At 41.7% G+C, this 24,327-nt stretch carries 23 protein-coding genes; 14 read left to right on the top strand and 9 right to left on the bottom strand.

Features of this window, described 5'->3' with window-relative positions; translation table 11 throughout:
* Positions 1-102: 102 nt before the first annotated feature.
* On the top strand, positions 103-348 hold the full coding sequence (locus NO991_RS02705) for a hypothetical protein (RefSeq protein ID WP_300362312.1): 246 nt from the start codon (positions 103-105) through the stop codon (positions 346-348).
* A gap of 394 nt (positions 349-742) precedes the next feature.
* On the opposite strand, the gene NO991_RS02700 is transcribed toward NO991_RS02705, so the two are convergent.
* Together NO991_RS02700 and NO991_RS02695 are read right to left on the bottom strand one after the other, a co-directional pair.
* Positions 743-1,768 carry a lytic transglycosylase domain-containing protein gene (locus NO991_RS02700; protein ID WP_138616663.1) on the bottom strand — a complete coding sequence of 342 codons (1,026 nt, stop codon included), beginning with the start codon at positions 1,766-1,768 and terminating at the stop codon, positions 743-745.
* Entirely contained in the window at positions 1,761-2,042 is a 282-nt protein-coding gene (locus NO991_RS02695) for a YcgL domain-containing protein (RefSeq protein WP_054552050.1), read from the bottom strand. The genes NO991_RS02700 and NO991_RS02695 overlap by 8 nt, the downstream gene beginning before the upstream one ends.
* A gap of 156 nt (positions 2,043-2,198) precedes the next feature.
* On the opposite strand from NO991_RS02695, the gene minC reads away from it, so the two are divergent.
* The 3 genes from minC to minE are packed head-to-tail and all read left to right on the top strand — an operon-like array spanning position 2,199 to position 3,983.
* A complete protein-coding gene (gene minC / locus NO991_RS02690) occupies positions 2,199-2,903 on the top strand; it encodes a septum site-determining protein MinC (RefSeq protein WP_300582509.1) in 705 nt (234 codons plus the stop codon).
* A gap of 5 nt (positions 2,904-2,908) precedes the next feature.
* Positions 2,909-3,718 carry a septum site-determining protein MinD gene (gene minD / locus NO991_RS02685; RefSeq protein WP_054552048.1) on the top strand — a complete coding sequence of 270 codons (810 nt, stop codon included), beginning with the start codon at positions 2,909-2,911 and terminating at the stop codon, positions 3,716-3,718.
* Position 3,719: 1 nt separating this feature from the next.
* Complete coding sequence (gene minE / locus NO991_RS02680; RefSeq protein WP_054552047.1) at positions 3,720-3,983, top strand: cell division topological specificity factor MinE; 264 nt, start codon at positions 3,720-3,722, stop codon at positions 3,981-3,983.
* 39 nt (positions 3,984-4,022) lie between these two features.
* On the opposite strand, the gene NO991_RS02675 is transcribed toward minE, so the two are convergent.
* Positions 4,023-4,439: a GNAT family N-acetyltransferase gene (locus NO991_RS02675; RefSeq protein WP_119852929.1), complete on the bottom strand. Its 417-nt coding sequence runs from the start codon at positions 4,437-4,439 to the stop codon at positions 4,023-4,025.
* A gap of 73 nt (positions 4,440-4,512) precedes the next feature.
* On the bottom strand, positions 4,513-7,302 hold the full coding sequence (locus NO991_RS02670; protein ID WP_371351654.1) for a TonB-dependent receptor: 2,790 nt from the start codon (positions 7,300-7,302) through the stop codon (positions 4,513-4,515).
* A gap of 389 nt (positions 7,303-7,691) precedes the next feature.
* Between NO991_RS02670 and NO991_RS02665 the strand changes: the two genes are divergently transcribed.
* Together NO991_RS02665 and NO991_RS02660 are read left to right on the top strand one after the other, a co-directional pair.
* A complete protein-coding gene (locus tag NO991_RS02665) occupies positions 7,692-8,420 on the top strand; it encodes a copper homeostasis protein CutC (RefSeq protein ID WP_300362300.1) in 729 nt (242 codons plus the stop codon).
* 2 nt (positions 8,421-8,422) lie between these two features.
* Entirely contained in the window at positions 8,423-9,283 is an 861-nt protein-coding gene (locus NO991_RS02660; protein ID WP_371351653.1) for a BadF/BadG/BcrA/BcrD ATPase family protein, read from the top strand.
* On the opposite strand, the gene NO991_RS02655 is transcribed toward NO991_RS02660, so the two are convergent.
* Positions 9,280-10,005, bottom strand: coding sequence for a helix-turn-helix domain-containing protein (locus NO991_RS02655; RefSeq protein ID WP_371351652.1), 726 nt, complete (start codon positions 10,003-10,005; stop codon positions 9,280-9,282). The two genes, NO991_RS02660 and NO991_RS02655, sit on opposite strands and share 4 nt — an antisense overlap.
* Before the next feature lie 163 nt (positions 10,006-10,168).
* Here NO991_RS02655 and NO991_RS02650 point away from each other — a divergent pair, with 163 nt between their 5' ends.
* The 7 genes from NO991_RS02650 to NO991_RS02620 all read left to right on the top strand — a co-directional run bounded on the left by NO991_RS02650 (position 10,169) and on the right by NO991_RS02620 (position 17,699).
* Positions 10,169-11,329, top strand: coding sequence for a Gfo/Idh/MocA family oxidoreductase (locus tag NO991_RS02650; protein ID WP_300418499.1), 1,161 nt, complete (start codon positions 10,169-10,171; stop codon positions 11,327-11,329).
* Positions 11,330-11,335: 6 nt separating this feature from the next.
* Complete coding sequence (locus tag NO991_RS02645; protein ID WP_371351651.1) at positions 11,336-12,388, top strand: sugar phosphate isomerase/epimerase family protein; 1,053 nt, start codon at positions 11,336-11,338, stop codon at positions 12,386-12,388.
* Positions 12,389-12,422: 34 nt separating this feature from the next.
* Positions 12,423-13,643: a sugar MFS transporter gene (locus tag NO991_RS02640; protein WP_300544737.1), complete on the top strand. Its 1,221-nt coding sequence runs from the start codon at positions 12,423-12,425 to the stop codon at positions 13,641-13,643.
* Between the two features lie 26 nt (positions 13,644-13,669).
* On the top strand, positions 13,670-14,362 hold the full coding sequence (locus NO991_RS02635) for a DUF1080 domain-containing protein (RefSeq protein ID WP_300418493.1): 693 nt from the start codon (positions 13,670-13,672) through the stop codon (positions 14,360-14,362).
* A 1-nt stretch (position 14,363) separates the two neighbouring features.
* Complete coding sequence (locus NO991_RS02630) at positions 14,364-16,043, top strand: GMC family oxidoreductase (protein WP_371351650.1); 1,680 nt, start codon at positions 14,364-14,366, stop codon at positions 16,041-16,043.
* Positions 16,044-16,045: 2 nt separating this feature from the next.
* Positions 16,046-16,801: a gluconate 2-dehydrogenase subunit 3 family protein gene (locus NO991_RS02625; protein ID WP_300544744.1), complete on the top strand. Its 756-nt coding sequence runs from the start codon at positions 16,046-16,048 to the stop codon at positions 16,799-16,801.
* A 67-nt stretch (positions 16,802-16,868) separates the two neighbouring features.
* A complete protein-coding gene (locus tag NO991_RS02620) occupies positions 16,869-17,699 on the top strand; it encodes a sugar phosphate isomerase/epimerase family protein (RefSeq protein ID WP_371351649.1) in 831 nt (276 codons plus the stop codon).
* Between the two features lie 132 nt (positions 17,700-17,831).
* Here the strand turns inward: NO991_RS02620 and NO991_RS02615 are convergent, their stop codons facing one another.
* From NO991_RS02615 to NO991_RS02600, 4 genes are all read right to left on the bottom strand, one after another.
* Positions 17,832-18,149 (bottom strand): hypothetical protein, encoded by a 318-nt coding sequence (locus tag NO991_RS02615; RefSeq protein ID WP_138600778.1) that lies wholly within the window; start codon positions 18,147-18,149, stop codon positions 17,832-17,834.
* Positions 18,150-19,038: 889 nt separating this feature from the next.
* Positions 19,039-20,169 (bottom strand): ribonuclease D, encoded by a 1,131-nt coding sequence (gene rnd / locus NO991_RS02610; RefSeq protein WP_371351648.1) that lies wholly within the window; start codon positions 20,167-20,169, stop codon positions 19,039-19,041.
* Between the two features lie 48 nt (positions 20,170-20,217).
* Complete coding sequence (gene fadD / locus NO991_RS02605; protein ID WP_138616640.1) at positions 20,218-21,879, bottom strand: long-chain-fatty-acid--CoA ligase FadD; 1,662 nt, start codon at positions 21,877-21,879, stop codon at positions 20,218-20,220.
* Positions 21,880-21,996: 117 nt separating this feature from the next.
* A complete protein-coding gene (locus NO991_RS02600; protein WP_194441035.1) occupies positions 21,997-22,848 on the bottom strand; it encodes an alpha/beta fold hydrolase in 852 nt (283 codons plus the stop codon).
* Between the two features lie 110 nt (positions 22,849-22,958).
* On the opposite strand from NO991_RS02600, the gene NO991_RS02595 reads away from it, so the two are divergent.
* On the top strand, positions 22,959-24,248 hold the full coding sequence (locus NO991_RS02595) for an alkaline phosphatase (RefSeq protein ID WP_194441034.1): 1,290 nt from the start codon (positions 22,959-22,961) through the stop codon (positions 24,246-24,248).
* The last annotated feature ends 79 nt before the right edge of the window (positions 24,249-24,327 follow it).

The following is a 24,327-nucleotide window of genomic DNA, read 5'->3' as shown; positions in this document are numbered from 1 at the left end:
ATACCTTTTCGATTTTAAACTACAGACTGCATTTATTGGTCACGGGTGTTGGGCTCTTAATACTATACAAACTTAAATTATTTTAGCTTTTAAAAGGTCACTATGACTGCGAAGCCGATTTTAGAAAAACACTTTTATCATGATGGCAGAGGACCTGAACTACAAAGGGTTATTTGGCAAAGCAATGGTAAAGACCTTTTAGGCTTTGAGTACTTCAATCCCGATGATGAATATTCATTAGCTAACCTTAAGCATATACGATTAGATAACGTAATAGCATATTCAATGGCAACTGTTGATGTTCATGGCTGTAATCTAGCGAATGCAAATTGTGGCGGCCATATTTGAAGTGCCTAATTCGAATTGGTTACTCTCATTCAATCAAAACGAAATTGTTGGGTGTAAGCATTTTCAAATAATGTTTTATGATGAGATTTATGACGTTGTTTGTAAAAGTGTAATCACAGGAAAAGGAAATCTGGCGTTTCAACGCCGAACATGTAGCAACGATTTTATATCGCGTCCCAGAGCCTAAATCCTAGCGCCTAATATTTTCTATCGTTGGCGTGAAACTTGTTTCGCACGCTCTCTTGTAGGTCGTGCTTTAGCGCGATTGATTGGAAAGTTAGCGAGTTACAAGAGTAAAGTTTGTAGGAGGCGTTTTAACGCCGAACAAGTTAGCAAGTTGCTCGGGTAAAACTTGTAGCTTTACCCTTGGTGCTTGCTAACTTTTATTACTCAATTACTTAATCGCTGGGTAACCGATGCGATCTGATAAGTAACCAACACTGGTTGCAAAGTAATACGAGCGATTCCAGTGCATAAGTGCTTTATAGTTATCGTAGGCTAGATACATACGGCCGTTTACGTCATCAGGCATTACCATTGCGGCAGTAACATCAACGTTTGGTAGGTCGCTACCATCCATTTTACGAACACCGATTGCTTGCCAATCAGCAAGGCTGCGCTCTGAATCTTTCCAATACTCTAACCATTGGCTGCGCGTTTTAGTGCCACGCTTAAGAATATTTGCGTTATCAAAGCCTTCAGGTAGTTTAACTTGGCGGCCCCAGGTTAAATCATCGTTCCAACCTGCTTGCTTAAGGTAGTTAGCAATTGAAGCAAAGGCGTCTTCTTCTGTGGTCCAAATGTCTTTGCGGCCATCACCGTTGTAATCAACAGCGTAAGCGTTAAATGAAGTTGGCATAAACTGCGTTTGCCCCATTGCACCAGCCCAAGAGCCTTTGAACTTATCTAGGGTAATGTGACCCTCTTTTAAGATATCAAGTGCTGCCCAAAGTTGGTTTTTGTACATGGTTTCGCGGCGACCATCAAAAGCAAGTGTAACTAATGATGCAATGACACTGTGACCACCTTGGATTTTACCAAAGTTACTTTCAAGGCCCCAGAGTGCCACAATAAAACGTGCTTGTACGCCGTATTCTTTGGCTACTTTTTCAAGAACCTCTTGATTTTCTTTGTATAGCTTACGCGCGCGGTCAATTTTCCATTGCGGCACACGTTTTGGTAAATAAGTTTCGAGGGTTTCTTTTACTTCTGGCTGGTTTTTATCAGCTGAGATCACTTTCTTTTTGAATTTAGCTGTTGCAAGTGCTTGATCAACTAAGGCTTCATCATAGCCTTTTTCAAGTGCTTCTTTTTTTAATGCTGCAACGTAAACGTCAAAATCAGCTTGTGTCTTTTGTTCTGCCAATACTGAAGTACTTAGTGAAGCACTGAGTAAAATGACGGCAAGTTTTTTAATCACTCTCAACTCCCTTGTCTTTTTTAAATTGGGTTAACAGATTTTCTTCCGGCGGAGGTAATTGCAAGTAGAACCCTTGGTCAATTAACGCTTGCTTAACCGCGTCTAAGTCTGCCACACCTAACTTTTCACGGCTTGCTAGATTAATCATCATCACGTACTTAGGTTGACCAAACGTTTCTAGTAATGGTTCAGGTACGCGTGAGAAATCATCTCTTTTTTCTACAAAAAGGTATGTATCCGCTTTTTTAATACTTTTATACACCGCAGTTAGCATTATGGCCCTATAATATCTTGCTTAACGAAGGCGCACACTATAACATGAGTGATATAATAAGTTAGAAAAAATAGATTAGATTTTTAATGTATATGCCTTGTTCAGCCTGTGTTTATACTTAAATAATGCTAATCCAGACAATTCAATTGAGCGTGTATGTCGGAACAAATTTTTGAATTAAAAGGGAACCTTTTTACGTTATCTGTTTTACATTTATTTTCAGCAGATACAGCCCTTTTAAGTAAGCAGTTAGATGAGAAAATCGCCCAAGCACCTAAGTTCTTTGCCGGTGCGCCTATCGTAATCAACTTAAGCGACGTACAAGATGAAGCGCTTGATTTCTCTTTCTTAAAATCAATGTTAAGTGGTCTTTCGTTAAACCCAGTTGGGGTTTGTAATGGCTCTCAAGAGCAAAACGAAAGCGCAAAAGCTGCGGGCCTGTCGGTGTTAAATTATTCACAAGACGTTAAGGGTGCAACCGCTAAACAAAAAACAAATACATCTATCGTTGAAAAAACCGTTCACCTGCCTGCGCAAGTTATTCATGGCACTGTACGTTCGGGCCAGCAAGTGTATGCAAAAGACCGCGACCTAATCGTAATTGGTGCTGTAAGTCATGGCGCCGAAGTGATTAGCGATGGCAACGTGCACATTTATGGCACCCTTCGCGGCCGTGCAATTGCAGGGGCTAAAGGTTACAACGAAGCAAATATATTTTGCCAAAAATTAGAAGCAGAACTTGTTTCGATTAATGGTAGTTATTGGATCAGCGACTCTCTACAAGGTGAACACTGGGGCAGCGCAGTACAAATCCAACAAAAAAATGATTCATTAGAAATTTCAGCTTTGGTTAAAGGATAAATCTCATGGCAAAAGTGATTGTCGTTACTTCTGGTAAAGGTGGTGTTGGTAAAACCACATCGAGTGCTGCGATTGGCACAGGTTTAGCGCTTAAAGGCTTTAAAACCGTTATTATCGACTTTGATATTGGTCTACGTAATCTTGACCTTATCATGGGTTGTGAACGCCGTGTTGTTTATGATTTCGTAAACGTAATCAATGGCGAAGCTAACCTAAATCAAGCACTTATTAAAGATAAGCGCGTAGATAAGCTACATATTTTACCTGCCTCACAAACCCGTGATAAAGACGCCCTAACCCGTGACGGTGTTGAGCGCGTACTAAACGAGCTGAAAAAAGATTTTGATTACATTGTGTGTGATTCTCCAGCGGGTATCGAAGCTGGTGCAATGATGGCAATGTACTTCGCTGATGAAGCGATTGTAACAACGAACCCAGAAGTATCATCAGTACGTGACTCTGACCGTATTCTTGGCATTTTACACAGCAAATCAAAACGTGCTGAAGAAGGCCTTGAAAGCGTAAAAGAACATCTACTATTAACTCGCTATAATCCTGAGCGTGTTGAAAAAGGCGAAATGCTTTCGGTAGAAGACGTACAAGAAATCTTAGCGATTAAACTACTGGGCGTTATTCCTGAATCACAAGCTGTACTTAGTGCATCGAACTCTGGTCAACCGGTTATCCTTGATGGTGAATCGGATGCAGGCCAAGCATACACAGATGCAATCAATCGTTTATTAGGCGAAACTGTTGATTTTCGTTTCTTAGACGTAGAGAAAAAAGGCTTATTTAAACGGATTTTTGGAGGTTAATGTGTCTTTACTTGACTACTTCCGCTCAGAAAAGAAAAGCAGTGCGTCATTAGCAAAAGAGCGATTGCAGATCATTGTCGCGCACGAACGTTCACAGCGTGGTACACCAGATTACCTACCACAGCTAAAACAAGACATCCTTGATGTTATTCGTAAATACGTGAATGTAAACACTGATGCAGTTCAGGTGCAGTTTGACCAAAACGAAGATGACTTAGCCGTACTTGAGCTAAACGTCACCTTACCTGACGAAGAAAAGAAATAGTCAAAATTGGGCGCTTAGTTTTTTAACAGCGCCCTTTTTTTATTTCTGCCACTGCATATGAAACTCATAGTCGTCTTCGCCTAGAGTTTTAAACCCTGCCCGTTGATATAGCCCATACGCTGGATTCGCTTTTAGCACCGTTAAATTAATCTCTGCTGTTTGTGCTTTGAGTGCATCTAACACCTTAGTGCCTAACCCTTTGCCCTGCTCTTTAGGTGCAATTTGAAGCTGTAATAAACTGATTGCTTGGTCACTCACAATGAATTTGGCTGCTCCTACACATTGCCCATCATTTAACACTAAATGACTGTGCTCAAAATGCTCTGCCACTCTTGCTTGATGTTGCTCAAGTGATAAAAATAACCCTTGATTCTCTAAGTGCTCAACCATGGTATTTAATCTTAAGTCGAGTAAATAGGCTTTGTCTTGCTCTGTAACCGCTACAAATTCAATCATTATTGTCTTAAAAAAGAAAAAGGTACTTTAATAAAAGTACCTTTTTAGGTTGCAACAAACAACATGCCTATGGTTAGAAATTATAATTTGCGCCTAAGTAAAAACGGCGGCCTGAATATTGGTTATAGGTAAAGCGATTGCTTTGTTTCCAATATCCTTCTTCTATTTCTTCTGTTAGGTTCACCACTGAGGCAGTAAACGAAAGATCCTCTGTTAGGTTATATGAGGCATTTACATCTAGCTGACCATAGTCTTTGGTATACAAGTTGTAGCCTTGGTGAATACCGTTGGCACGGTCATCTTTCCAGTTGTAAGACGCACGAACACTAAAGTCGTCATTCTCAAAGTACACAGACACATTATATTGGTGCTTAGCGGTGCCTGGTATTTCGGCCTCTGTTTTTTGCCCGTCTGTCGAGACTTCGCTGGTGCTGGTATCTGTGTAGGTATAGTTAGTTAAAATACCAAATCCATTATCAAATGAGTGCTGGAAGAATAGCTCTAAACCTTCTGATTTTGCATCACCACCACCTACTTTGGTGTTCATTTCGACTTCTATTGGGCCGTTACAGCAATCGTGTTCACGCTCTACAATTTCTACTGTCGAGATTGGTAAGTTAGAAATATCTTTAGAGAATAATGTCGCACCCACTGCAGAACCATCGCCGTAATACCATTCAATACCTAAATCGAATTGGTCAGATAACATAGGTTCAAGGCCTGTGTTTACCGAGGTACCATTACCACGGCCTGTCCATGAATCTGGCGAGTTAATATTAACAGGAGGACCGTAAGACTCCGCTTGGCTTAAGTCTGAATAGCTCACTCTTGCCATAGTGCGTGCTGCGGCAAAGCGCACCACAAGATCTTCGGTTGCATCCCATGCAAGGTTAAAGCTTGGTAGTACTTCACTGCCATCGCTGCTGCGCTCGTTTGGATCCGTGTCGTCATCGTCTTGACCAATGACATCATCGTAGGTCAAGGTGCTTAGCTCTGTATTTACATAGCGCACACCAACATTACCGCGGAAATCTTGCCATTCAAAATCAGCTTGTGTGTAAACAGACCAAATTTTTTCTTCTAAAGCATAAGTACCCGAAAGGGTTGGCACCACTGTCTGGCTAAAGTTTTCTTTTAAGTAGTTATCCAGCGCTCTAAAATCAAACGCTAAAAAGTTAAATGCGCCTGTATCACCCGCGCTGTTATCAACTACATGATCGCTTACCAATGTTGATGCATCTGGGTGAAAATCTGGATTATGGAACCACTCAGTCCCTGGTAAGTAACCGCGGTAACCGCCGTTGTCAGAGATGCCGTCATCCCAACGAAAGTCGTTACGAATACCTTTAATTTCGTGGTCGCGGTATTTAGCACCTACATAGACACGGGTAAAAAAGTTGCCATCGAGGTCAAATTTGACATCTGTTTGAATGTAATCTTCTGAGTCTTCATTTTCAGATGAGTAAGAGTCAAACCAATCATAATACTGGTATGCTTCTTTATCGGTGGCTAAATCAGTCGACACTTCGTAGCTTGGTTTACCGTTTTCAATTGACCATAACCAGCTGTTTACTGAGCCTAAACGCGCATCAATATTGGCGTAGGTTTCTTTTGAGGTGCCGCCTTCAGCTTCGGTATGACCCAGCTTTAATGTAACACTGTAAGTATCACCATAATAAGTGCCTTCAAAATCATAGGTATTTGATTTTGACTCGCCAAAACGCTCACGCCCTGTTAACTGCGGTGATAACAAACCACGACGAACAGCCACACCACCATTTACATCGGCATCACCCCAGTTATTATCATTGAGTAACCCATTATCGCCATTACCATAAGCAACTACGGTATCGCCATCAAGCACAATGCCGTAATACGGGTTGTGGTTATCGTTCCATTCTGCAAAAGTAATGCTTTGCCCTGTTTGGTCGTAGCCTAACTTGGCACCAAAATAGTTAAAGTTTAAATCAAGTCTGTCACTCGGTGCCCACTGCACAGCGACTTGATAACCATCGCGTGTGCGGTCTTGGTTTGAGTTATTAACACTCATCGCACGAGGTGCCCATACATTGTTGTACACTTCACCAGTGGCTTGGTCTACCAGCGCTGGACGCTCTGCGCCTTCAACGGTATCTGAGTGAAAACGCCAGTGTGATGCGTTGTTAGTGATAGTTGTTACGGTGCGATCTTGACGAGTAAAACCGGCCAATACACCAAAGTTTTCGTCGTCATTTTTCCATGAATACAGCACATTAACTTGCGGTTTGGTGTCTTCAGACACATCATCGTAAGTCACCTCTGCACTTAGCGCCCCTGAATTTGCTTCCATCTCAAGAGGTTTTCGGGTGTGTAAAATAACCGTACCACCAATACCGCCTTCATCGATGCGTGCTTCAGCACTTTTGTACACTTCTACACTTTTGATCATGCTTGAAGGTAATAACGTGTAATTAAAACTACGGGTAGGAGTACCAGAACCTGATGAAGCAAGATAGTTACCGTTTAATTGGGTGAGAGTCCAATCCGGTGACGTACCACGAATACTCACGCGGCTACCTTCGCCACCGTCGCGGTCAATCAAAACGCCCGATACACGTTGCAATGAGTCAGCGACGTTTTTATCAGGAAACTTACCAATATCCTCTGCGGTGATTGCATCAACTGTCGCCGTTGAAAGTCGTTTTATTGCTAAGTTTTCTGCGGTTGAAGAACGAATACCTCGTACTTCAATCACTTCTACATCATCATTTGCTTGCTCTGCTGCATAGCTTGTATTAATTGCAGCCAGTAGCGAAATTAAAATTGCATTACGCTTAAAATGCCTTCCTTGCCCTTTTGTTTTTATTACAGTTTGCTTGCCCATGCCTATCTCCAGTTGTGTGTTCTGCAAGCTTTATGAGGTCTATACATCTCATAAAACATCTTATTGTTGTCGGTTTTTAAACTGATTATCGGTAGTTAACAGCTTGTTAAACTCAAACTCAGAATAGGGTGAGCGGTCAAAAAGTGATAATAAAAATTCGGTGAGAGATATGACAAAATCGGCGTTTGGAATATTTTATATTCATTTTTATATTTTCTGAATTATAGTTAAGCTCAGCGAATTTAAGTTAATTGGCTCAGCAAAACAAACTCAAAGACACGCTTAATAGATTGATAATTAATAACAATTCCACACTCTATGTATTTGTTAATCACTCGCAAATTGAGTAACTAAAAATTAGGTGTAATAGATATGGTAAAAACACGCCCGTGAACAATGGTAAATTTCTTGAAGTATGCCTAAACGAAGGGTGCTTAAAGCAGCTTGCTAACAACATTTCAATGGCTAGTAACTTAGGCGCAAAACGCTTTGAGCTATGCAGTAATTTACACCTAGGTGGCTTAACGCCAAGTGTTAATGCGATTGACTGTGCTGTGAAAAACCTGACTAATAGTGCAGAGTTAGTGGTGATGATACGCCCCGAAGCAGGCAACTTTTTTGTTAGTGCTGAATGTCGCAACCTAATGCAAAAACAAATAACAATGGCAGCGAGCGCGGGGGCGCATGGGGTGGTATTTGGGGCAGTTAAACACGGCGAACTTGATTTAGAAGTGACCCGCTCTTTAGTTACCACAGCCAAACAGCATGGTCTGATGGTGACCTTTCACCGTGCATTCGATACCCTTACAAACCCGTTAAGCGCACTTGAGAAACTGATTAGCTTAGGCGTTGAGCGCATCTTAACAGCAGGCACGCCATGGCAAAGCGCTCAAAGTGCCGTTGATGGTCTAAATCAGCTCAACACATACTTAGTGCACAGCGATAATCAAATAGAAATTGTTATGGGAGGTGGTGTGACCTTAGAAAACGCTGAAGCTCTTTGGCAATTAATAAAAAATCATTCAGCAAAAGCAGCTGTGCATGTACACTCATGTGTGCACAACGAAAACGGTGCAATTAACGCTGAGGCTATCAATAAGCTTCTTTCAAAGGATTAAGCATGGCAATGTATTTTTTAGGTATTGATGGCGGTGGCAGTAAGTGTAAAGTTCGTTTAGAAAACGAAAACGGCTCATTGCTTAGCGAAGCCATAAGTGGCTCTGCAAACGTGGCCACCAGCTGCCAACAAAGCCAAGAGTCAATACTGCACGCCACTGAACTTGCATTTCATGAAGCTGGGCTTGCCTTAAGCGAGCTGAAAAACACCTATGTGCATGCCGGACTTGCCGGTGCTAATATCGACTCTGCCTATCAAGCTATGACCAAATGGCAGCACCCTTTTGCTAAGTTTACCTTGTCAACAGATATGCTGATTGCCTGTAAAGGCGCACATCAACACCATGATGGTGCGGTGATTATTCTGGGCACAGGCTTTTGTGCGGGTTACCAACAGCAAAACCAATTTAGCGAATTAGGTGGCTACGGATTATTACTGAGCGATGGTGCCAGTGGTGGTTGGTTAGGTTTACAACTTTGCCGTAAAGCATTTGCAGTACTTGATGGTGTTGCGAAAAGTTCTGCAGCAATAAATACCCTACTCAACCAGCTTAATTGCGACTCAAGCCAAGCGTTAAGTCAGCGTTTAATATCAGCGCGCCCTGCAGAGCTTGCCAAATTTGCGCCCCTAGTTTTTAGCCATTCTGACGATGCTTTTTGTCAGCAATTAATCAATGAAGCGTGCGCATACATTAGCCGCTATATCGCTTACTTTGAAAAGCAAGGCATTGAAAACGTCACCTTGATGGGCGGCATTGCCAGTGCCATCACACCTTACTTAACTGATGCCAGTAAAGCGCATTTAACCCCCGCCCTTGCCAGTGCAGAGCAAGGGGCTATTTTAATGGCAAGAGCTGCAATTTAATCGCCTAATTGCGAGCGCATTTGCGAGGGAATTTCACCAAACAAACGCCGAAATTGTTTGCTGAAGTAACTCGGCTCCGAAAACCCGCACTGGTAGGCTACTTGTGAAATTGGCAGTTGCGTTTCAATCAGTAGCTTGCGGGCATTTTCGAGACGCACTTCGTTAATAAATTGATTAGGTGTTTTTGCTAAATGCTTTTTAAAGCGGCGCTCTAAAGCACTTACCGACAAATGTGCAAGCTCTGCTAATTCATCAATGCTGATCTGACGATGATAATGCTCGCGAATAAATTTTACTGGCTCTTCAATCGCCCTTACATGAGAAAGCGCTTTTGAGGTTTTTTGTAGATGTCGGGTTACTCCGTAAGTGCCAATCACATTGCCATCGTGATCTTTTAAAGCATGCTTTGATGTAGAAAACCAACCAAGCTCACCTTGTTGGGTTTGGTTAAGCTCTAAACGGTCAGTCACTATATAGCCTTCCATCACTCGTTTATCGTCATTGACGTATTGAAACGCGAGGTGCTTTGGCGAAAAATCGAAGTCTGTTTTTAGCAATATTTGCTCCAGTGTTTTATAACCCTGATGCTCAATAAAATGCTGATTACAATGCAAGATTCTACTATCTGTGTCTTTTACCCAAAAGAGGATATCTGGCAGTAAATCAAATGCAGCAATTAGCTGATTTACAACAGCTTTTTTTATTATTTCTTGAATATCCATCGCTTAATTTTGTCTCAATAAAGAACAGCCCTATATATTTTAAACGCCGATTTTGTTGCATTGTCAACCGAATTTTTATTAGCGCTTATTGGCTAAGCTTTCCTATTATCAATAACATGACATTAACAGTAGCAGACGCTATTTAAATTTAGGAGCGCTTAAGATGAGCAAAGCTAAGATCCGCATGGCAATGGTAGGCGGTGGCGATGGTGCCTTCATTGGCGCTATTCATCGAATTGCAGCGCGATTAGACGGAATGATAGAGCTTGTTGCAGGCGCATTTAGTTCAGACGCAAAAAAATGTAAAGCAACTGGCGAACTACTTGGGCTTGATAGCAGCCGTTGTTACGACAGTTACCAAACGCTTTTTGCCGAAGAAGCAAAATTACCTGCTGATGCGCGTATTGATTTTGTGGCTATTGTCACCCCAAACCACTTACATTTTCCGGTCGCGAAAATGGCGCTTGAACATGGTTTTCATGTGCTCTCAGATAAACCTGCAACGCTTACTCTCGCAGAAGCAGAGCAATTACAAAGCATTATTGCAAAACAGCAGGTTTTATATGGCTTAACCCACACTTACACCGGTTACCCTATGGTCAAAGAAGCCAAGCATCGAGTAAAAGCAGGCGAGCTCGGCAGCATACGTAAAGTCATTGTTGAGTACACTCAAGGCTGGTTAGCGCACAGCGAAGACGAAGGTTCAAAACAAGCGAGCTGGCGTTTAGACACCAGTAAGTCTGGCATTAGTTGTTGTATGGGCGACATTGGCGTGCATGCAGCTAACTTAGCCGAGTATGTTTCTGATCTCGAAATCACCGAGCTTTGCGCCGATTTAAATCATGTGGTTGAAGGCCGAGCCCTTGATGATGATGGCACCGTGCTTCTTAGATTCAATAATGGTTGTAAAGGCGTTTTACTGGCAAGCCAAATTGCTATTGGCGATGAAAACAACTTACGCCTGCGTATTTATGGCGATAAAGCCAGTCTTGAGTGGTCGCAACTTGAGCCTAATAGCTTATGGCTAAGAAGCCACAATCAAGCTGCAATATTACTTAGAGCAGGCGTGGGTGAATTACACCCTGACACGCAAAATGCCCTTCGCGCCCCTGCCGGTCACCCAGAAGGCTACCTTGAGGCATTTGCCAATATTTACCGCAATTTTGCAGCGCAGATCCACGCATTTAAGCAAGGTGATAACGCAACAAATTCAGCATTTGATGTGCCTGGCATCAATGAGGCTGTGCGTGGTATGGCGTTTATTGAGCATGTTGTTGCTTCATCGAAGCAAGATACTAAATGGCACAAATTACAGATTGGATAAAAAAGAATGAATAAAATCAAAGGGCCAGCAATATTTTTGGCGCAGTTTATTTCAGATCAAGCCCCTTTCAATAGCTTTCGTGGTTTATGTGAGTGGGCAAGCGGTTTAGGTTACAAAGCGATTCAAGTGCCAACCTCAAACCCGACTATTTTTGATTTAGAAAAAGCAGCTCAAAGCCAGCATTACTGCGATGAAGTCACTGGTATTGCCACAGAGTATGGACTTACAATTTCAGAGTTATCAACACATTTGCAAGGCCAGTTAATTGCTGTTCACCCTGCCTACGATGAAATGTTCGATAACTTTGCCGCAGAGCATGTAAAAGGTAACCCTGCAGCGCGAACAAAGTGGGCAACAGAGCAACTGATGATGGCTGCTAAAGCAAGTAAAAACCTTGGCTTAACAACCCATGCGACATTCTCGGGTTCTTTTTTATGGCATACCTTTTACCCGTGGCCACAGCGTCCACAAGGACTTGTCGAACAAGGCTTTAGTGAACTTGCTAAGCGTTGGTTACCTATTTTAAATTGCTTTGACGAGCATGGCGTGGACGTGTGTTATGAATTACATCCGGGTGAAGACCTACATGATGGTGTTACATTTGAGCGCTTTTTAGCAGCAACCAATAATCACCCACGCGTTAATATTCTTTATGATCCGAGCCATTTTGTATTGCAACAGCTCGACTATTTAGCGTTTATCGATATCTATCATTCGCGCATTAAGGCGTTTCATGTCAAAGATGCCGAATTTATCGCAAATGGCCGTTCAGGTGTTTATGGCGGATTTCAAAACTGGCAAGACCGACCAGGGCGTTTTCGTTCTTTAGGTGATGGCCAAGTAGATTTTAAGCAAATCTTCAGCAAGTTAACTCAATATGGTTTTGATGGTTGGGCTGTACTTGAATGGGAATGCTGCTTAAAGCACCCAGAAGATGGGGCAAGAGAAGGCGCTGAGTTTATTAAAGCACATTTAATAAACCCAACAGATAAAGCCTTTGACGATTTTGCCAGTGGCGCAACAAACACTGAGCGTAATAATCGAATTTTAGGTTTATAAAACCGACAACAATAGAACACACAGGACACACAATATGGACAACAATAATTATAACCGCATTGTCTTTCGGCTTTGCTGTATAGCACTGATTGTGACCTCTATGACCTTTGCCATTCGTGCTGGTATTTTGGGTCAACTTGGCAGTGAGTTTGGCTTAACCGACACCGAATTAGGTTGGGTTAATGCCATGGCATTTTTAGGCTTTCCGGTTGCGACTATGGTCGGCGGTATTATTTATAATGCCATTGGCGCTAAGAAATTAGTGGCGTTAGCGTTTATCTGTCATTTACTTGGCCTTGTTTTGACGATAACAGCTGATGGTTTTTGGGGCTTACTGGTTTCTACCTTTTTTATTGGTTTTGCCAACGGCGCTGTTGAAGCTGGCTGTAACCCGCTGATTGCAGAAATGTACCCTAAAAACACCACCACTATGCTAAACCGTTTTCATGTTTGGTTCCCAGGTGGCATTGTGATTGGCGCACTTGCGTCGAACTTTATGTCGGGAGCGGGTTTAAACTGGCAATGGCAAGTAGCGTTAATTTTAGTTCCTACGGTTATCTATGGTGCTATGCTGATCAAAGCACAATTCCCACGCTTTGATACACGCTCTCACTCTACCAGCAGCAATATTCGCCACTTATTTACGCCGTTATACATCTTTTTAATTGCTTGTATGACGTTTACCGCAACCACTGAATTTGGCACACAACAATGGATTGAGCGTATTTTAGGTTCATCGGGTGCCTCTCCTATGGTGGTATTAGCCTTGATCACTGGCCTAATGGCGGTTGGTCGCTTCTTTGCAGGCCCTATAGTGCATAAGCTCAACCCTACCGGTGTATTACTTGGCTCTGCCATTTGTGCAAGCTTAGGTATCTTTATGATGAGCCAAGCCGAGGGCAGCATGATTTATATAGCGGCCATATTATTTGCTCTTGGGGTTACCTACTTTTGGCCGACCATGCTTGGCTGCGTTGCTGAATACATTCCAAAGTCAGGGGCGCTGGGTATGTCGTTAATGGGCGGTGCAGGCATGTTTGCAATGAGCATCTGGAACCCTGTAATTGGTAGTTGGATAGATACGGCACGCTCATCGGCACAGGCAAGTGGCGCAAGCGCTGAACAAATTGAAATTTTAGCCGGACAGGCTGTATTACAAAACCTACTGATCTTCCCAATTATTTTAATCGTCGCATTCATTGGGTTGCATTTGGTAATTAATAACAACAAACGCACCGAAAAATGTGCGTCTTAAGCAAGTAAATCGTCGAGGAACACACAATGTTTAAATCTCTTAAAGCACTGACTTTAATGCTCACCGTTAGTAGCTGTGCACTCGCTAATGCGGCTGACAATCAGCTTACACAACAAGAAAAGCAAGCTGGCTGGCAGTTGTTGTTTGACGGCAAAGATATGTCGCAATGGCGTAATTTTAAAAGCGAATCTTTAAATCCTGCATGGGTCGTTGAAGATGGCGCTATGACATTAACCAAAGGTGGTGGCGACCTGCTTACTAAAAAGCAGTACCAAAACTTTGAATTACAGATCGATTGGAAAATCTCTACCAAAGGTAATAGCGGTATTTTTGTATTAGCTGATGAAACCGGACAGATGATTTATTCTCATGCGCCTGAAATTCAAATTATCGATAACGAAGAACACCCAGATACCGAAATTGACTCGCACTTAGCGGGGTCAATTTACGATTTATTTGCAGCCCCAGTTGCGGCTCACAAACCAGCAAATAGCTGGAACCATGTGCGCATTAAAATGCAAAATAACCACTTACAAGTTTGGCAAAACGGTATTAGCACCACCAGCATTGTAATTGGTAGTACAACATGGAACACCCTTGTAAAAGGCAGTAAGTTTGCAACTTGGAAAAACTTTGCAACGGCTGAACAAGGTCATATCGGGCTTCAAGACCATGGTGACAAAGTGTGGTTTAAAAATATAAAAATCAAGGAGCTATAAGATGTCTGATTTTAAACATAAGGTATTAGTTGTTGGCTCGGGTGCAGGCGGTGCAATGGCCGCATACACGTTAACCAAACTTGGCCACAAAGTATTATTACTTGAAGCGGGCCGTAATTATGACCCGAAAACAGAAAGCCCGATGTTTCGTCGTAACAGTGAGGCTCCACTTATGGGGGCTGGTAACAAAGACAAAAACTTTGGCTTTTACGATGCAACCGTTGATGGCGGCTGGCAAGTGCCTGATGAACCATACACCAGCGCCAAAGGAAGCGACTTTTATTGGTGGCGCGCACGTATGTTAGGTGGTCGAACTAACCACTGGGGCCGCTATTCATTACGCTTTAGTGAGCACGATTTTAAAGGCAAAAGCCGAGATGGTCACGGTGCCGACTGGCCATTTGAGTACGCTGATTTAGCACCTTGGTACGATAAAACTGAAGAACTTGTGGGTGTATGTGGCACCAATACAGGCCATGAAGATATGCCAGATTCGTCACCGGGTATTTTACAGCCACCACCAAAGCCGCGTGTTCCTGAGCTTTTAATTGCCGCTTCTGCAAAGAAAATGGGCATTCAAGCAGTGCCTATGCATCGCGCGGTATTAACTCGACCTAAAGATGATCGCATGGCGTGTTTTTATGCAACACCATGTGGCTCTGGTTGCTCAATTGGTGCAGCTTTTCAAACTACGACATCATTACTGCCAATGGCAAAAGCCACTGGTAACTTAAAAGTCATTACCGATGCCATGGTTAAATCAGTCAAAGTTGATGATCAAGGTAAAGTCACTGGCGTCACCTATGTTGATAAACACTCAGTAACCGAACATGCTATTGATGCCGATGTGGTTATCTTAGCGGCTAGCGCCTGTGAATCAGCGCGTATTTTATTAAATTCAAAGAATAAAAAGCACCCTAAAGGCCTTGCTAACTCAAGTGGCCAAGTAGGTCGAAACTTAATGGATTCGACGGGTGCATGGTTAGGTGCGCAAATTCCGGCACTTAAAGGTCGCCCACGTTATAACGAAGATGGACATACCGCTAATCACTTATTTATTCCTTGGTGGGGTCATCAAGCACAAGCTAACAATGAATTAGATTTCCCACGTGGTTATCACTTTGAAATTGGCAGTGGCTTTGGCCAGCCGGGTTCGGGTGTGTCAGGTGATAAACAAGGCTATGGCCCTGCCCTTAAACAGCAAGTTCGTGATGCATATGGCTCTTACGTTGGCTTTGCTCTGCGTGGCGAGATGTTACCGAACAAAGATACCTACATGGAAATTGACGAAAACGTTAAAGACAAATGGGGTATTCCGGTATCAAAGTTCCACTTTAAGTGGTCTGACAGAGAATTAAAGCAAATCGAACATGGTTTAAAAACCGCGAAGCAAATCCTCGAAAACATGGGTGCGACTGTTGGCGAACTCCCGCCTGCTGAAAAAGCAATTTCAAAAGGTGGCGAAATCATTCACGAAGTGGGCACCACACGAATGGGCAGCTCAAAGAAAGACTCAGTCACCAATCAATGGGGTCAAACATGGGATTGTAATAACCTATTTGTAATGGATGCGGGGGTATTTGCTTCAAACCCTCATAAAAACTGTACGCTCACCATCATGACTCTGGCAATGCGTAATTCAACTTGGCTTGCTCAACAAATTGATAACGGGGTACTTTAATTATGCATCATCGTAACGAACACGACTCATATAACTATGTTTCTAACATGAGCCGCCGTGAGTCTTTAAAATGGCTTGGTCTATTAGCTGCGGGCTCGGCGGTTAGTTTAACTGCAGGTTGCACAAAAGCACTGGAAGATGACGTTGCAGTCTCTGCAAAAGAGCATTGGCCTGATTTAGATATCAAGCCTGTAACCGCTAAAGGCTATGGTCAAGATCCTAATTTGGTTATGCCACCAGAATCACCTTGGCCACTGACCTTAACAGCAGACGAACTCACGTTAGTAGCGCTTTTATCTGATTACATTGTACCGCGCGAAGGCGCTATTCCTTCAGCCAGTGAGCTACAAGTACCGGCTGTTATTAATGAATGGGTGAGCGCACCGTATGAAGGCCAACAACGCGATAGAATTAAAATTTTAAATTCATTAGCATGGCTTAACGATGAAGCACAACTTCGTTTTAAAAAGCAATTTGTTGCACTTAACGAAAAGCAACATCGCGCGATTTTAGACGATATTGCGTTTTTAAACGAGCAAACACCTCTGCAATTTAAGCGTATTGGTAAAGCCTTTTTACGCTTTAAAGAGTTAGTGCTTGCTGCCTTTTTCTGTACACCTGAAGGCTGTAAAGACATTGGTTACCTTGGTAATGTGCCTATTGCAGGTGATTACCCTGGCCCTTCTGATGAAGCAAAAGCTCATTTAGATCAGGTTTTAGCTGAGCTTGGTCTAAGCGAGTACGCCTATACCGATTAACTTTCCCCCTTGTGTTATTTGTAACACAGTGCAGGGGGTCACTCCCCTGCTTTTTTAGGATTGAAGTATGTTTAAAACCCGCATTTTATTGCTCATTATTAGCCTTGTATTTAGTGGTCAATTACTCGCAAAACTGCCAGTGAGTGTGCAACTATGGTCAGTCAAAGACACCTTAAAAAATGACTTTCATGGTACGCTTAAGTCTCTTGCCGAAATGGGGTTTGACGGCGTGGAATTTGCCGGAGACTTTGGCCCATATTCAAATAACCCAGCAGCCTTAAAAGCAAAGCTCAGTGAATTAGGCTTAGTTGCCAGTAGTGCCCATATAGGCTTTGATGCACTCAGTGAAAACACTATTGATAGCACCCTGCTGTTTTACAAGACCCTTGGCGTTACTACACTTTATGTACCTTGGGATGAAAGAGCATGGCACCCTGAGGGAGTTAAATCTCTAGTTAAAGAGCTTACTAAAGTCAGTGATTATGCGACCCGCTTTGATATGAAGATCGGTTTTCACAATCATAATAAAGAGTTTAATGCATTTAATAACGCAACGTTTTGGGATTACATTGCCAGTAATACCCCCAAGACCATGCCATTGCAGTTAGATATTGGCTGGGTCAATTACGCTGCTAAAGATCCAATCTACTTTATTAAAAAGTACCCTAACCGCACGCTTGCTACGCACATTAAAGTACGTACGATTGAGGGGAGCAACTTGAGCCCTATTATCGGCGAAAACGACATTGATTGGCCTGCCATCATCGATACTTTAGAGTCGCACGGCAACACCAAATGGTTAGTGCTTGAACAAGAAGAATACCCAAGCGGGTTAACCCCACTGCAAAGCGTTGCTAAATCAAAACAAAATTTAGATAAGATTTTACTTGGTTTGTAGGGTTATTTTAGGAATGAGCTCGCTTTAAACACGTGAGCTCATGGCTTGGCTTTAATATAAATAGTCGTTCACTCACAGCTCTATATTAGGGTTCATCTTGCCAGGAGCTATTGCCTATAGAACGCTAGTTTGTTATGGATCAATAAGCTTTATGTACACAACTTGCCTAGGTTCTCCAACCTTAGTGCAATCTTCATCAATTTGATCAGCTAAAGCATCACCGTAGTTATCACGAATATATGACAATACTTCTGATCGACTAAATGTTGAAGAACCTTTTGACTCACCATAGTACACCTTTCCATAATCAAAATTTACTGCACCATGTTCTTGTAAAAGGGGTTTAATTTGATCTTTAAGTAATTTCTCTTGATAAAGTAGAGCCTTGATTTGACGCTTGATTCCAATTAAATCCTGAGCGAATTGCTCTATTTTGTTATCGTTTTCCATAACCTAACCTTTTTATTTTTTAACACTGAAGTTTGAATGATTGTTAGCTTGGCGCGATTACTGAATATATTATTTGTAGCAGAGTCATTAACTAATTTCTAGCCAAAAGAAGTTTACCAAGCGAATATCTAAAATTCAGATAATTACGAAAAGCTTGATAAATAACATAAAAAATAAGCAGTATACTTTGATTAAAATTAGATAGATAACGTTCATTTTTTTGCTAACCAAAAATAGACACCCAAACAGTTTTTCTATTTTAAATAGTCATTTCAATTCAAAAAGATAAACAAGCATTACAATACAAAATTAATAATAAAATATTAAGTACAGCGTTTACTTTCATTTTTTCGGCAGATTGTTTTATCTAAGTTGCGAAGTATTATATTAAAAAAGCCTCTCATGGACTGAGAATGAAAGTATTGAATTTAAGAAAGACTTCTGAAAAAAGCATATGGTTTATGTTAGCTACCCTTGAGGCTGTTTTTGTATACCTTTTAAAAACCCTTTCACAGAAGCACTTTTTATATGAGCCGCTTCTTATACTTTTCATGTTAATTTCGTTAGTTCTAACATTATTAATACTTAGTAGTAAAAGTGAACTCACAATCTGTCGCCACGGAGTATTTTATAGCTCGCCTTTTGGCAACGCGCATATAGAAGCAACTAAAACGAAGTTGATTAAACAATATTCTAAGTTTGGGTTTAATTGTGTAATTATTATAGGTGAAAAGTTTTTTATTTTTGCCCCTTTTTATAGTTTAACGTCTAGACAACTACAAAGATTAAAACGGTATGATTATAACTTGCTGCATTGGTTACAGGTAACTCATAAACGCAGCAAGTTTCAGGGCCTATAATGATAAGTAAATAGCAATAAAGGGCTTTATTAGTTTTGCCACTCTTTAAGTACGTCTTTCACATACTCATAGCGCCATGAGTTGAATAGATCTGGCTTTGATGCTGCTTTACGTTCATCGGCATCGAGCTTCCAATTCCAGCTGATCAGCTGGTTAATCTGTTTTTTAGAGGCCAATACATCTTCAGGAATGCCCCGCTCTTTTGCAGCTTTAGTGATTTTTTGTTTAATATCTTTCGCGGCTTTTTTATATGCCGGAAAATCAATTAATCGTTTTAATTGTGCAGGTTGTTCGCTTGCAGGAACGGCTTTACCACGTTCAATACATTTTAAAATTTCAACGCCCGAACGGTTAACTTCCATTGGCTCAACACCTGGCACTCTGCGTAACGCATTTAAACTTGCAGGCTTGCGCTTAGCAATTTCAACCATGTTGTGCTCTTTAACCACAAAGTTAAGCGCGAGGTTTTTGCGCTCAGCCTTTTCACGGCGCCATGCAGCAAGCTCGCGTAATACCGCTAAGTCGTGCGGTCGTAATTGCCATGCATTTTTAATGTCTTTGTAGAGCTGCTCTGCGGGCGTTTGGTAAGCACGTTTTTGCGCGACTAACTCGCTTTCGCTGATAACAATGTCAAAAAAGCCAGCTTCATCAATTTGTTTTTTAATAATTTCAAAACAAGGCAATAAGTGATACGTATCGGCAGCGGCATAATCTAGCTGCTTTTCAGTGAGCGGGCGCTGTAACCAATTAGTACGCGATTCACTTTTATCAATTTCGATATCAAGTAACTCTTTAACCATGTGCGCAAAGCCCATGCAGTTACCATGGCCTAGTATTTGTAGTGCAAACTGGGTATCAAACAGTGGTGTTGGTACAAAGCCAGCGTATTTTTGAAACACTTCAATATCTTCTGACGGTGAATGTAGTACCTTTAACACCTCAGGGTTTTTAAGTACTTGCCAAAAATCAAAAAGCGACAGCTCAGCCAGAGGGTCGATTAACGCTAAGTGCTCACCATCGTATACTTGAATAAGTGCAACTTCAGGGTAAAGCGTACGACGACGCATAAACTCGGTATCAATTGCCAGAACCGGTTTACCTGTAATTTTTTCTATAAAATCATTTAATTGATTTTGCGTTTCGATCAGTTGATATTGCACTTATACCCCTTTCTTTACCATAAAAAAGCCGGCTAATGCCGGCTTTAATTATTTTTCTTCGTCCTTTAAGGCTCTTCTTAGAATCTTACCAACGTTTGTTTTTGGTAGTTCATCTCTAAACTCAACGAGTTTAGGCACCTTATAGTTCGTTAAATTATCACGACAGTGCTTTATTATATCTTTTTCAGTTAAAGATTGATCTTTTTTCACAACAAAAACTTTAACTTGTTCGCCACTGACCTCGTGAGGAATACCGATAGCTGCTACTTCAAGCACGCCATCGTGCATAGCGACGACTTCTTCGATCTCATTTGGGAACACGTTGAAACCAGATACGATAATCATGTCTTTCTTACGATCAACAATGTAGAAGAAGCCTTCATCATCGTAAGTAGCAATGTCACCTGTTGCAAACCAGCCATCTTTTAAGCATTCAGCTGTTGCATCTGGGCGGTTATAATAACCTTGCATAACTTGTGGGCCTTTAACCCAAAGCTCGCCCGGCTCACCTTTCGCTGCTTCTTCACCATTTTCAAGCATAAGCTTAATATCAGTGCTAGGAGCAGGTAAACCGATTGAACCGTTATAACCTTCAAGGTCGTAAGGGCTAACAGTTACAAGTGGCGCACATTCAGTTAAGCCATAACCTTCCATTAATTTTGTCTTCGTTACAGCTTGCCATTTTTCAGCAACTGGACGCTGTACCGCCATACCACCACCAAGTGACATTTTTAAGCTTGAGAAATCAAGTTCAGCAAAACCTGGGGTATTTAGTAAACCGTTAAATAGCGTATTTACACCCGTTACCGCCGTAAATTTGTGCTGTGCTAGCTCTTTAACAAAGCCCGGCATATCACGAGGGTTTGTGATAAGTACGTTTAAACCACCGTATTTCATAAATGTTAGGCAGTTCGCTGTCAGTGCAAAGATGTGATAAAGCGGCAGTGCTGTGATAACCACTTCTTTTCCGCGCTCTAATACTTTGTCTAGACAACCTGATACTTGCTCAAGGTTACCAACCATGTTGCCATGCGATAGCATTGCACCTTTAGATACACCCGTTGTACCGCCTGTGTATTGCAAAAATGCTAAGTCGTTTAAATCAACTTCAGGTTTTTTGTAACCAGCTTCATCACCAGCAAGCGCATCTGCAAATTTGATCACATTTGGCAATGAGTAGCTAGGCACCATTTTCTTAACGTGCTTCACCACAAAATTAACGATGTACTTTTTAAGGCCGCCGACCATGTCACCCACTTGAGTAACCACGATGTGCTTGACGTTAGTTTTTGGTAATGCTTTCTCTAGAGTATCGGCAAAGTTTGCAAGAATAAAAATTGCTGAAGACTCTGAGTCATTTAACTGATGCTCTAATTCACGCACGGTATAAAGTGGGTTTACATTCACCACTACACAGCCTGCACGAAGAATACCTAAGATAGTCACAGGCGTTTGTAGTAAGTTTGGCATCATAACCGCTACTTTATCGCCTTTTTTAAGACCAAGATCATTTTGAATGTACGACGCAACACGTTTTGTAGCACTGTCTAACTCACGATAGGTCAACTCTTTACCCATGTTGGTAAAAGCTGGAAGGTCACTAAAGTCAGCAAAACTTTTTTCAAACAAGTCGAGTAGCGAGTGATAATGCTCAGGGTCGATTGTTTCAGGCATACCTTCTGGGTAGCGTTTAAGCCAGATTTTTTCCACTCTTAGCTCCTGTTTATAATTATATTTTTTAATAACCTTAAGCTAACTAAGGCCGTTTCTCAATGGAGTAAATACTCTAATGGTGCAGATAATCCCACATTTGGTGCAATTATACAATTAACTTGCTTTATACTGCCCAATAAATGCATGAACGTGTTCTAAGGTTAATGCAGGAAATTGCATATGGCAATGGTGACCACCAGGTATCTTATGAATTTTTAACTCTTTGTAATATTTACCATATGCTTCTAAGTTTTGCTTTACGAAAGGAAACCCCTCATCGCCTAAAATAAGCTGACATGGCGCGTTAATTTGTTTAATGGTTGCAATACATTGTGCTTCATCAAAGCGAAATCCTGAGTGATTTTTAAGCTTTGGATCGGTTGTTAAGTACCACTTGCCTGCTTTTTCGTAGCTATTTCGTGTCATTAATAACTCTGCTTGTCTGTATTCAAGGTCACCACTTGCAAGCCTTGCACTAATAATGTGCGCTTTTGAGTCAAATGCGCGAGGGCCTTTGCTGTTTACCCGCGCTCTATTTAATATTGCTTTACGAAGTTGGCCGCTCACTTCATTGCTGTTGGTTGTAACGCAGCCAATTCCCTCAATAAAGTTTACCGATGCTACCTTTTCAGGGAAGCAGCTCGCAAAAACGCCAGCCACCATGGCGCCCATAGAATGGCCAACTAAATGCACTTTCGTTACATCAAGCGACTCAATAAACTTATAGACGTCATCAATGTAGTCAATAAAGTAATAATGGGCGTCACTACTTCGCCAATCAGATAAACCATGGCCAGGAAAATCAAGGCAATACCAACGCTGATTTAGCTGCGCATTTTGTAACATAGGTATGTAACTATGTGCGTTATCAAGCCAACCATGTAAGGCAATCACAACCTCTTCGCCATGACCAAAGGTTAGGCCATGCATTGCCTGAGTGCCAGTTTGAAAAGAAAAAGGTTGCACAATTGCTCCTATTTATTAAGCGTTTCAACTTAAAGGCGTTTATTTATCGTCTGGCTAGTATACAATAATCTTCGCAGTATAAATAAGGGCACAATAATAAGGTTACATCAATGAAATTAAAATTAAGTCTTTTAGCATTATTATGCTCAGCAGGCTCAGTAATGGCTGAATCAGCACCAAAAAACATCATTTATATGATTGGTGATGGTATGGGCCCGGCGTACACAACTGCATATCGTTACTTTAAAGATGATCCAAATACTAAAGTTGTTGACCCAACTGTTTTCGATACTATTTTGCGTGGTATGGCACATACCTACCCTGATGATCATACCTATGTAACAGATAGCGCTGCAGGTGCAACAGCGCTAAGCAGTGGTCATAAAAGTTATAATGGCGCAATTGCCGTTGATACTGATAAAAAACCTGTAAAAACTATGCTTGAAGTTGCCAAAGAGCGCGGTATGACAACAGCACTCGTAGCTACTTCGCAAATCAACCACGCTACACCAGCAAGCTTTGCTTCACATAACGAATCACGCCGTAACTACGACGAGATTGCTAACGACTATATCGATAACAAAATCGCGGGTAAATTACCGGTTGATTTAATGTTAGGTGGCGGCACGAAATATTACGTTCGAGAAGACCGTAATCTAGTGGAAGAATTCAAAGCAGCTGGCTATCAGTACAGCGATGACTTTGCTGCAATGAATGACTTAAAACAGGTTCCTGCACTTGGTTTATTCGCTGAAGTAGGTTTACCGTTTGCGCTTGACGAAAATCCAACACGCCTTACGCAAATGACGACTAAAGCGCTTGATTTACTTGATGGTCAAAACGACAAAGGTTTCTTTGTAATGATCGAAGGTAGCCAAATTGACTGGTGTGGTCATGCAAACGACATTGCATGTGCAATGGGCGAAATGGACGACTTTGCTAAATCGATTGAACAAGCAAAAGCGTATGTAGATAAAAACCCAGATACCCTACTTGTTATCACTGCCGATCACTCAACAGGTGGCTTAACACTGGGTGCGCATGGTCAATATAAGTGGGAAACTGACGTTGTTAAAGGTGTTAAAGCAACTGCCGGCACTATCACAAAAGATCTACTTGAAAACGATGACTTAAAAGCAGTATGGCAAAAGTATTCTGATATCGAATTTACTGATGCAAACAGCATCAAGCTAAACGAAGCTAAGAAAATGGGCGATAAAGCACTGCTACTTGCTGTAAAAGATATCATCAATCATGCCAGCTTCACGGGGTGGACTACTGGTGGCCACACCGCTATTGATGTACAAGTATTTGCCTATGGTAAACGTGCAGAAGATTTCTACGGTTCGCAAAACAATACTGCGATTGCCGACAAGCTGATAGGTTTTATTAAGCAGTAATTTTATTGCTTAGAAATACTGTTCAATCATAAAAAAGCCTAAACATATTGTTTAGGCTTTTTTGTGAATTCAGTTTTAG

It is taken from the genome of Pseudoalteromonas sp. DY56-GL22 (assembly GCF_041414715.1).
GTDB lineage: Bacteria > Pseudomonadota > Gammaproteobacteria > Enterobacterales > Alteromonadaceae > Pseudoalteromonas > Pseudoalteromonas simplex.
The sequence above is the reverse complement of the archived record's forward strand: the minus strand, read 5'-3'. Positions and strand labels throughout refer to the sequence as shown.

Bases quoted from the DNA above. Each gene is read 5' to 3' on its own strand.
- NO991_RS02705 (WP_300362312.1), top strand. From the start codon at position 103: ATGACTGCGAAGCCGATTTTAGAAAAACACTTTTATCATGATGGCAGA.
- NO991_RS02695 (WP_054552050.1), bottom strand. From the start codon at position 2,042: ATGCTAACTGCGGTGTATAAAAGTATTAAAAAAGCGGATACATACCTT.
- minC (WP_300582509.1), top strand. From the start codon at position 2,199: ATGTCGGAACAAATTTTTGAATTAAAAGGGAACCTTTTTACGTTATCT.
- minD (WP_054552048.1), top strand. From the start codon at position 2,909: ATGGCAAAAGTGATTGTCGTTACTTCTGGTAAAGGTGGTGTTGGTAAA.
- NO991_RS02675 (WP_119852929.1), bottom strand. From the start codon at position 4,439: ATGATTGAATTTGTAGCGGTTACAGAGCAAGACAAAGCCTATTTACTC.
- NO991_RS02670 (WP_371351654.1), bottom strand. From the start codon at position 7,302: ATGGGCAAGCAAACTGTAATAAAAACAAAAGGGCAAGGAAGGCATTTT.
- NO991_RS02660 (WP_371351653.1), top strand. From the start codon at position 8,423: ATGGCAATGTATTTTTTAGGTATTGATGGCGGTGGCAGTAAGTGTAAA.
- NO991_RS02655 (WP_371351652.1), bottom strand. From the start codon at position 10,005: ATGGATATTCAAGAAATAATAAAAAAAGCTGTTGTAAATCAGCTAATT.
- NO991_RS02650 (WP_300418499.1), top strand. From the start codon at position 10,169: ATGAGCAAAGCTAAGATCCGCATGGCAATGGTAGGCGGTGGCGATGGT.
- NO991_RS02645 (WP_371351651.1), top strand. From the start codon at position 11,336: ATGAATAAAATCAAAGGGCCAGCAATATTTTTGGCGCAGTTTATTTCA.
- NO991_RS02640 (WP_300544737.1), top strand. From the start codon at position 12,423: ATGGACAACAATAATTATAACCGCATTGTCTTTCGGCTTTGCTGTATA.
- NO991_RS02635 (WP_300418493.1), top strand. From the start codon at position 13,670: ATGTTTAAATCTCTTAAAGCACTGACTTTAATGCTCACCGTTAGTAGC.
- NO991_RS02630 (WP_371351650.1), top strand. From the start codon at position 14,364: ATGTCTGATTTTAAACATAAGGTATTAGTTGTTGGCTCGGGTGCAGGC.
- NO991_RS02625 (WP_300544744.1), top strand. From the start codon at position 16,046: ATGCATCATCGTAACGAACACGACTCATATAACTATGTTTCTAACATG.
- NO991_RS02620 (WP_371351649.1), top strand. From the start codon at position 16,869: ATGTTTAAAACCCGCATTTTATTGCTCATTATTAGCCTTGTATTTAGT.
- NO991_RS02615 (WP_138600778.1), bottom strand. From the start codon at position 18,149: ATGGAAAACGATAACAAAATAGAGCAATTCGCTCAGGATTTAATTGGA.
- NO991_RS02595 (WP_194441034.1), top strand. From the start codon at position 22,959: ATGAAATTAAAATTAAGTCTTTTAGCATTATTATGCTCAGCAGGCTCA.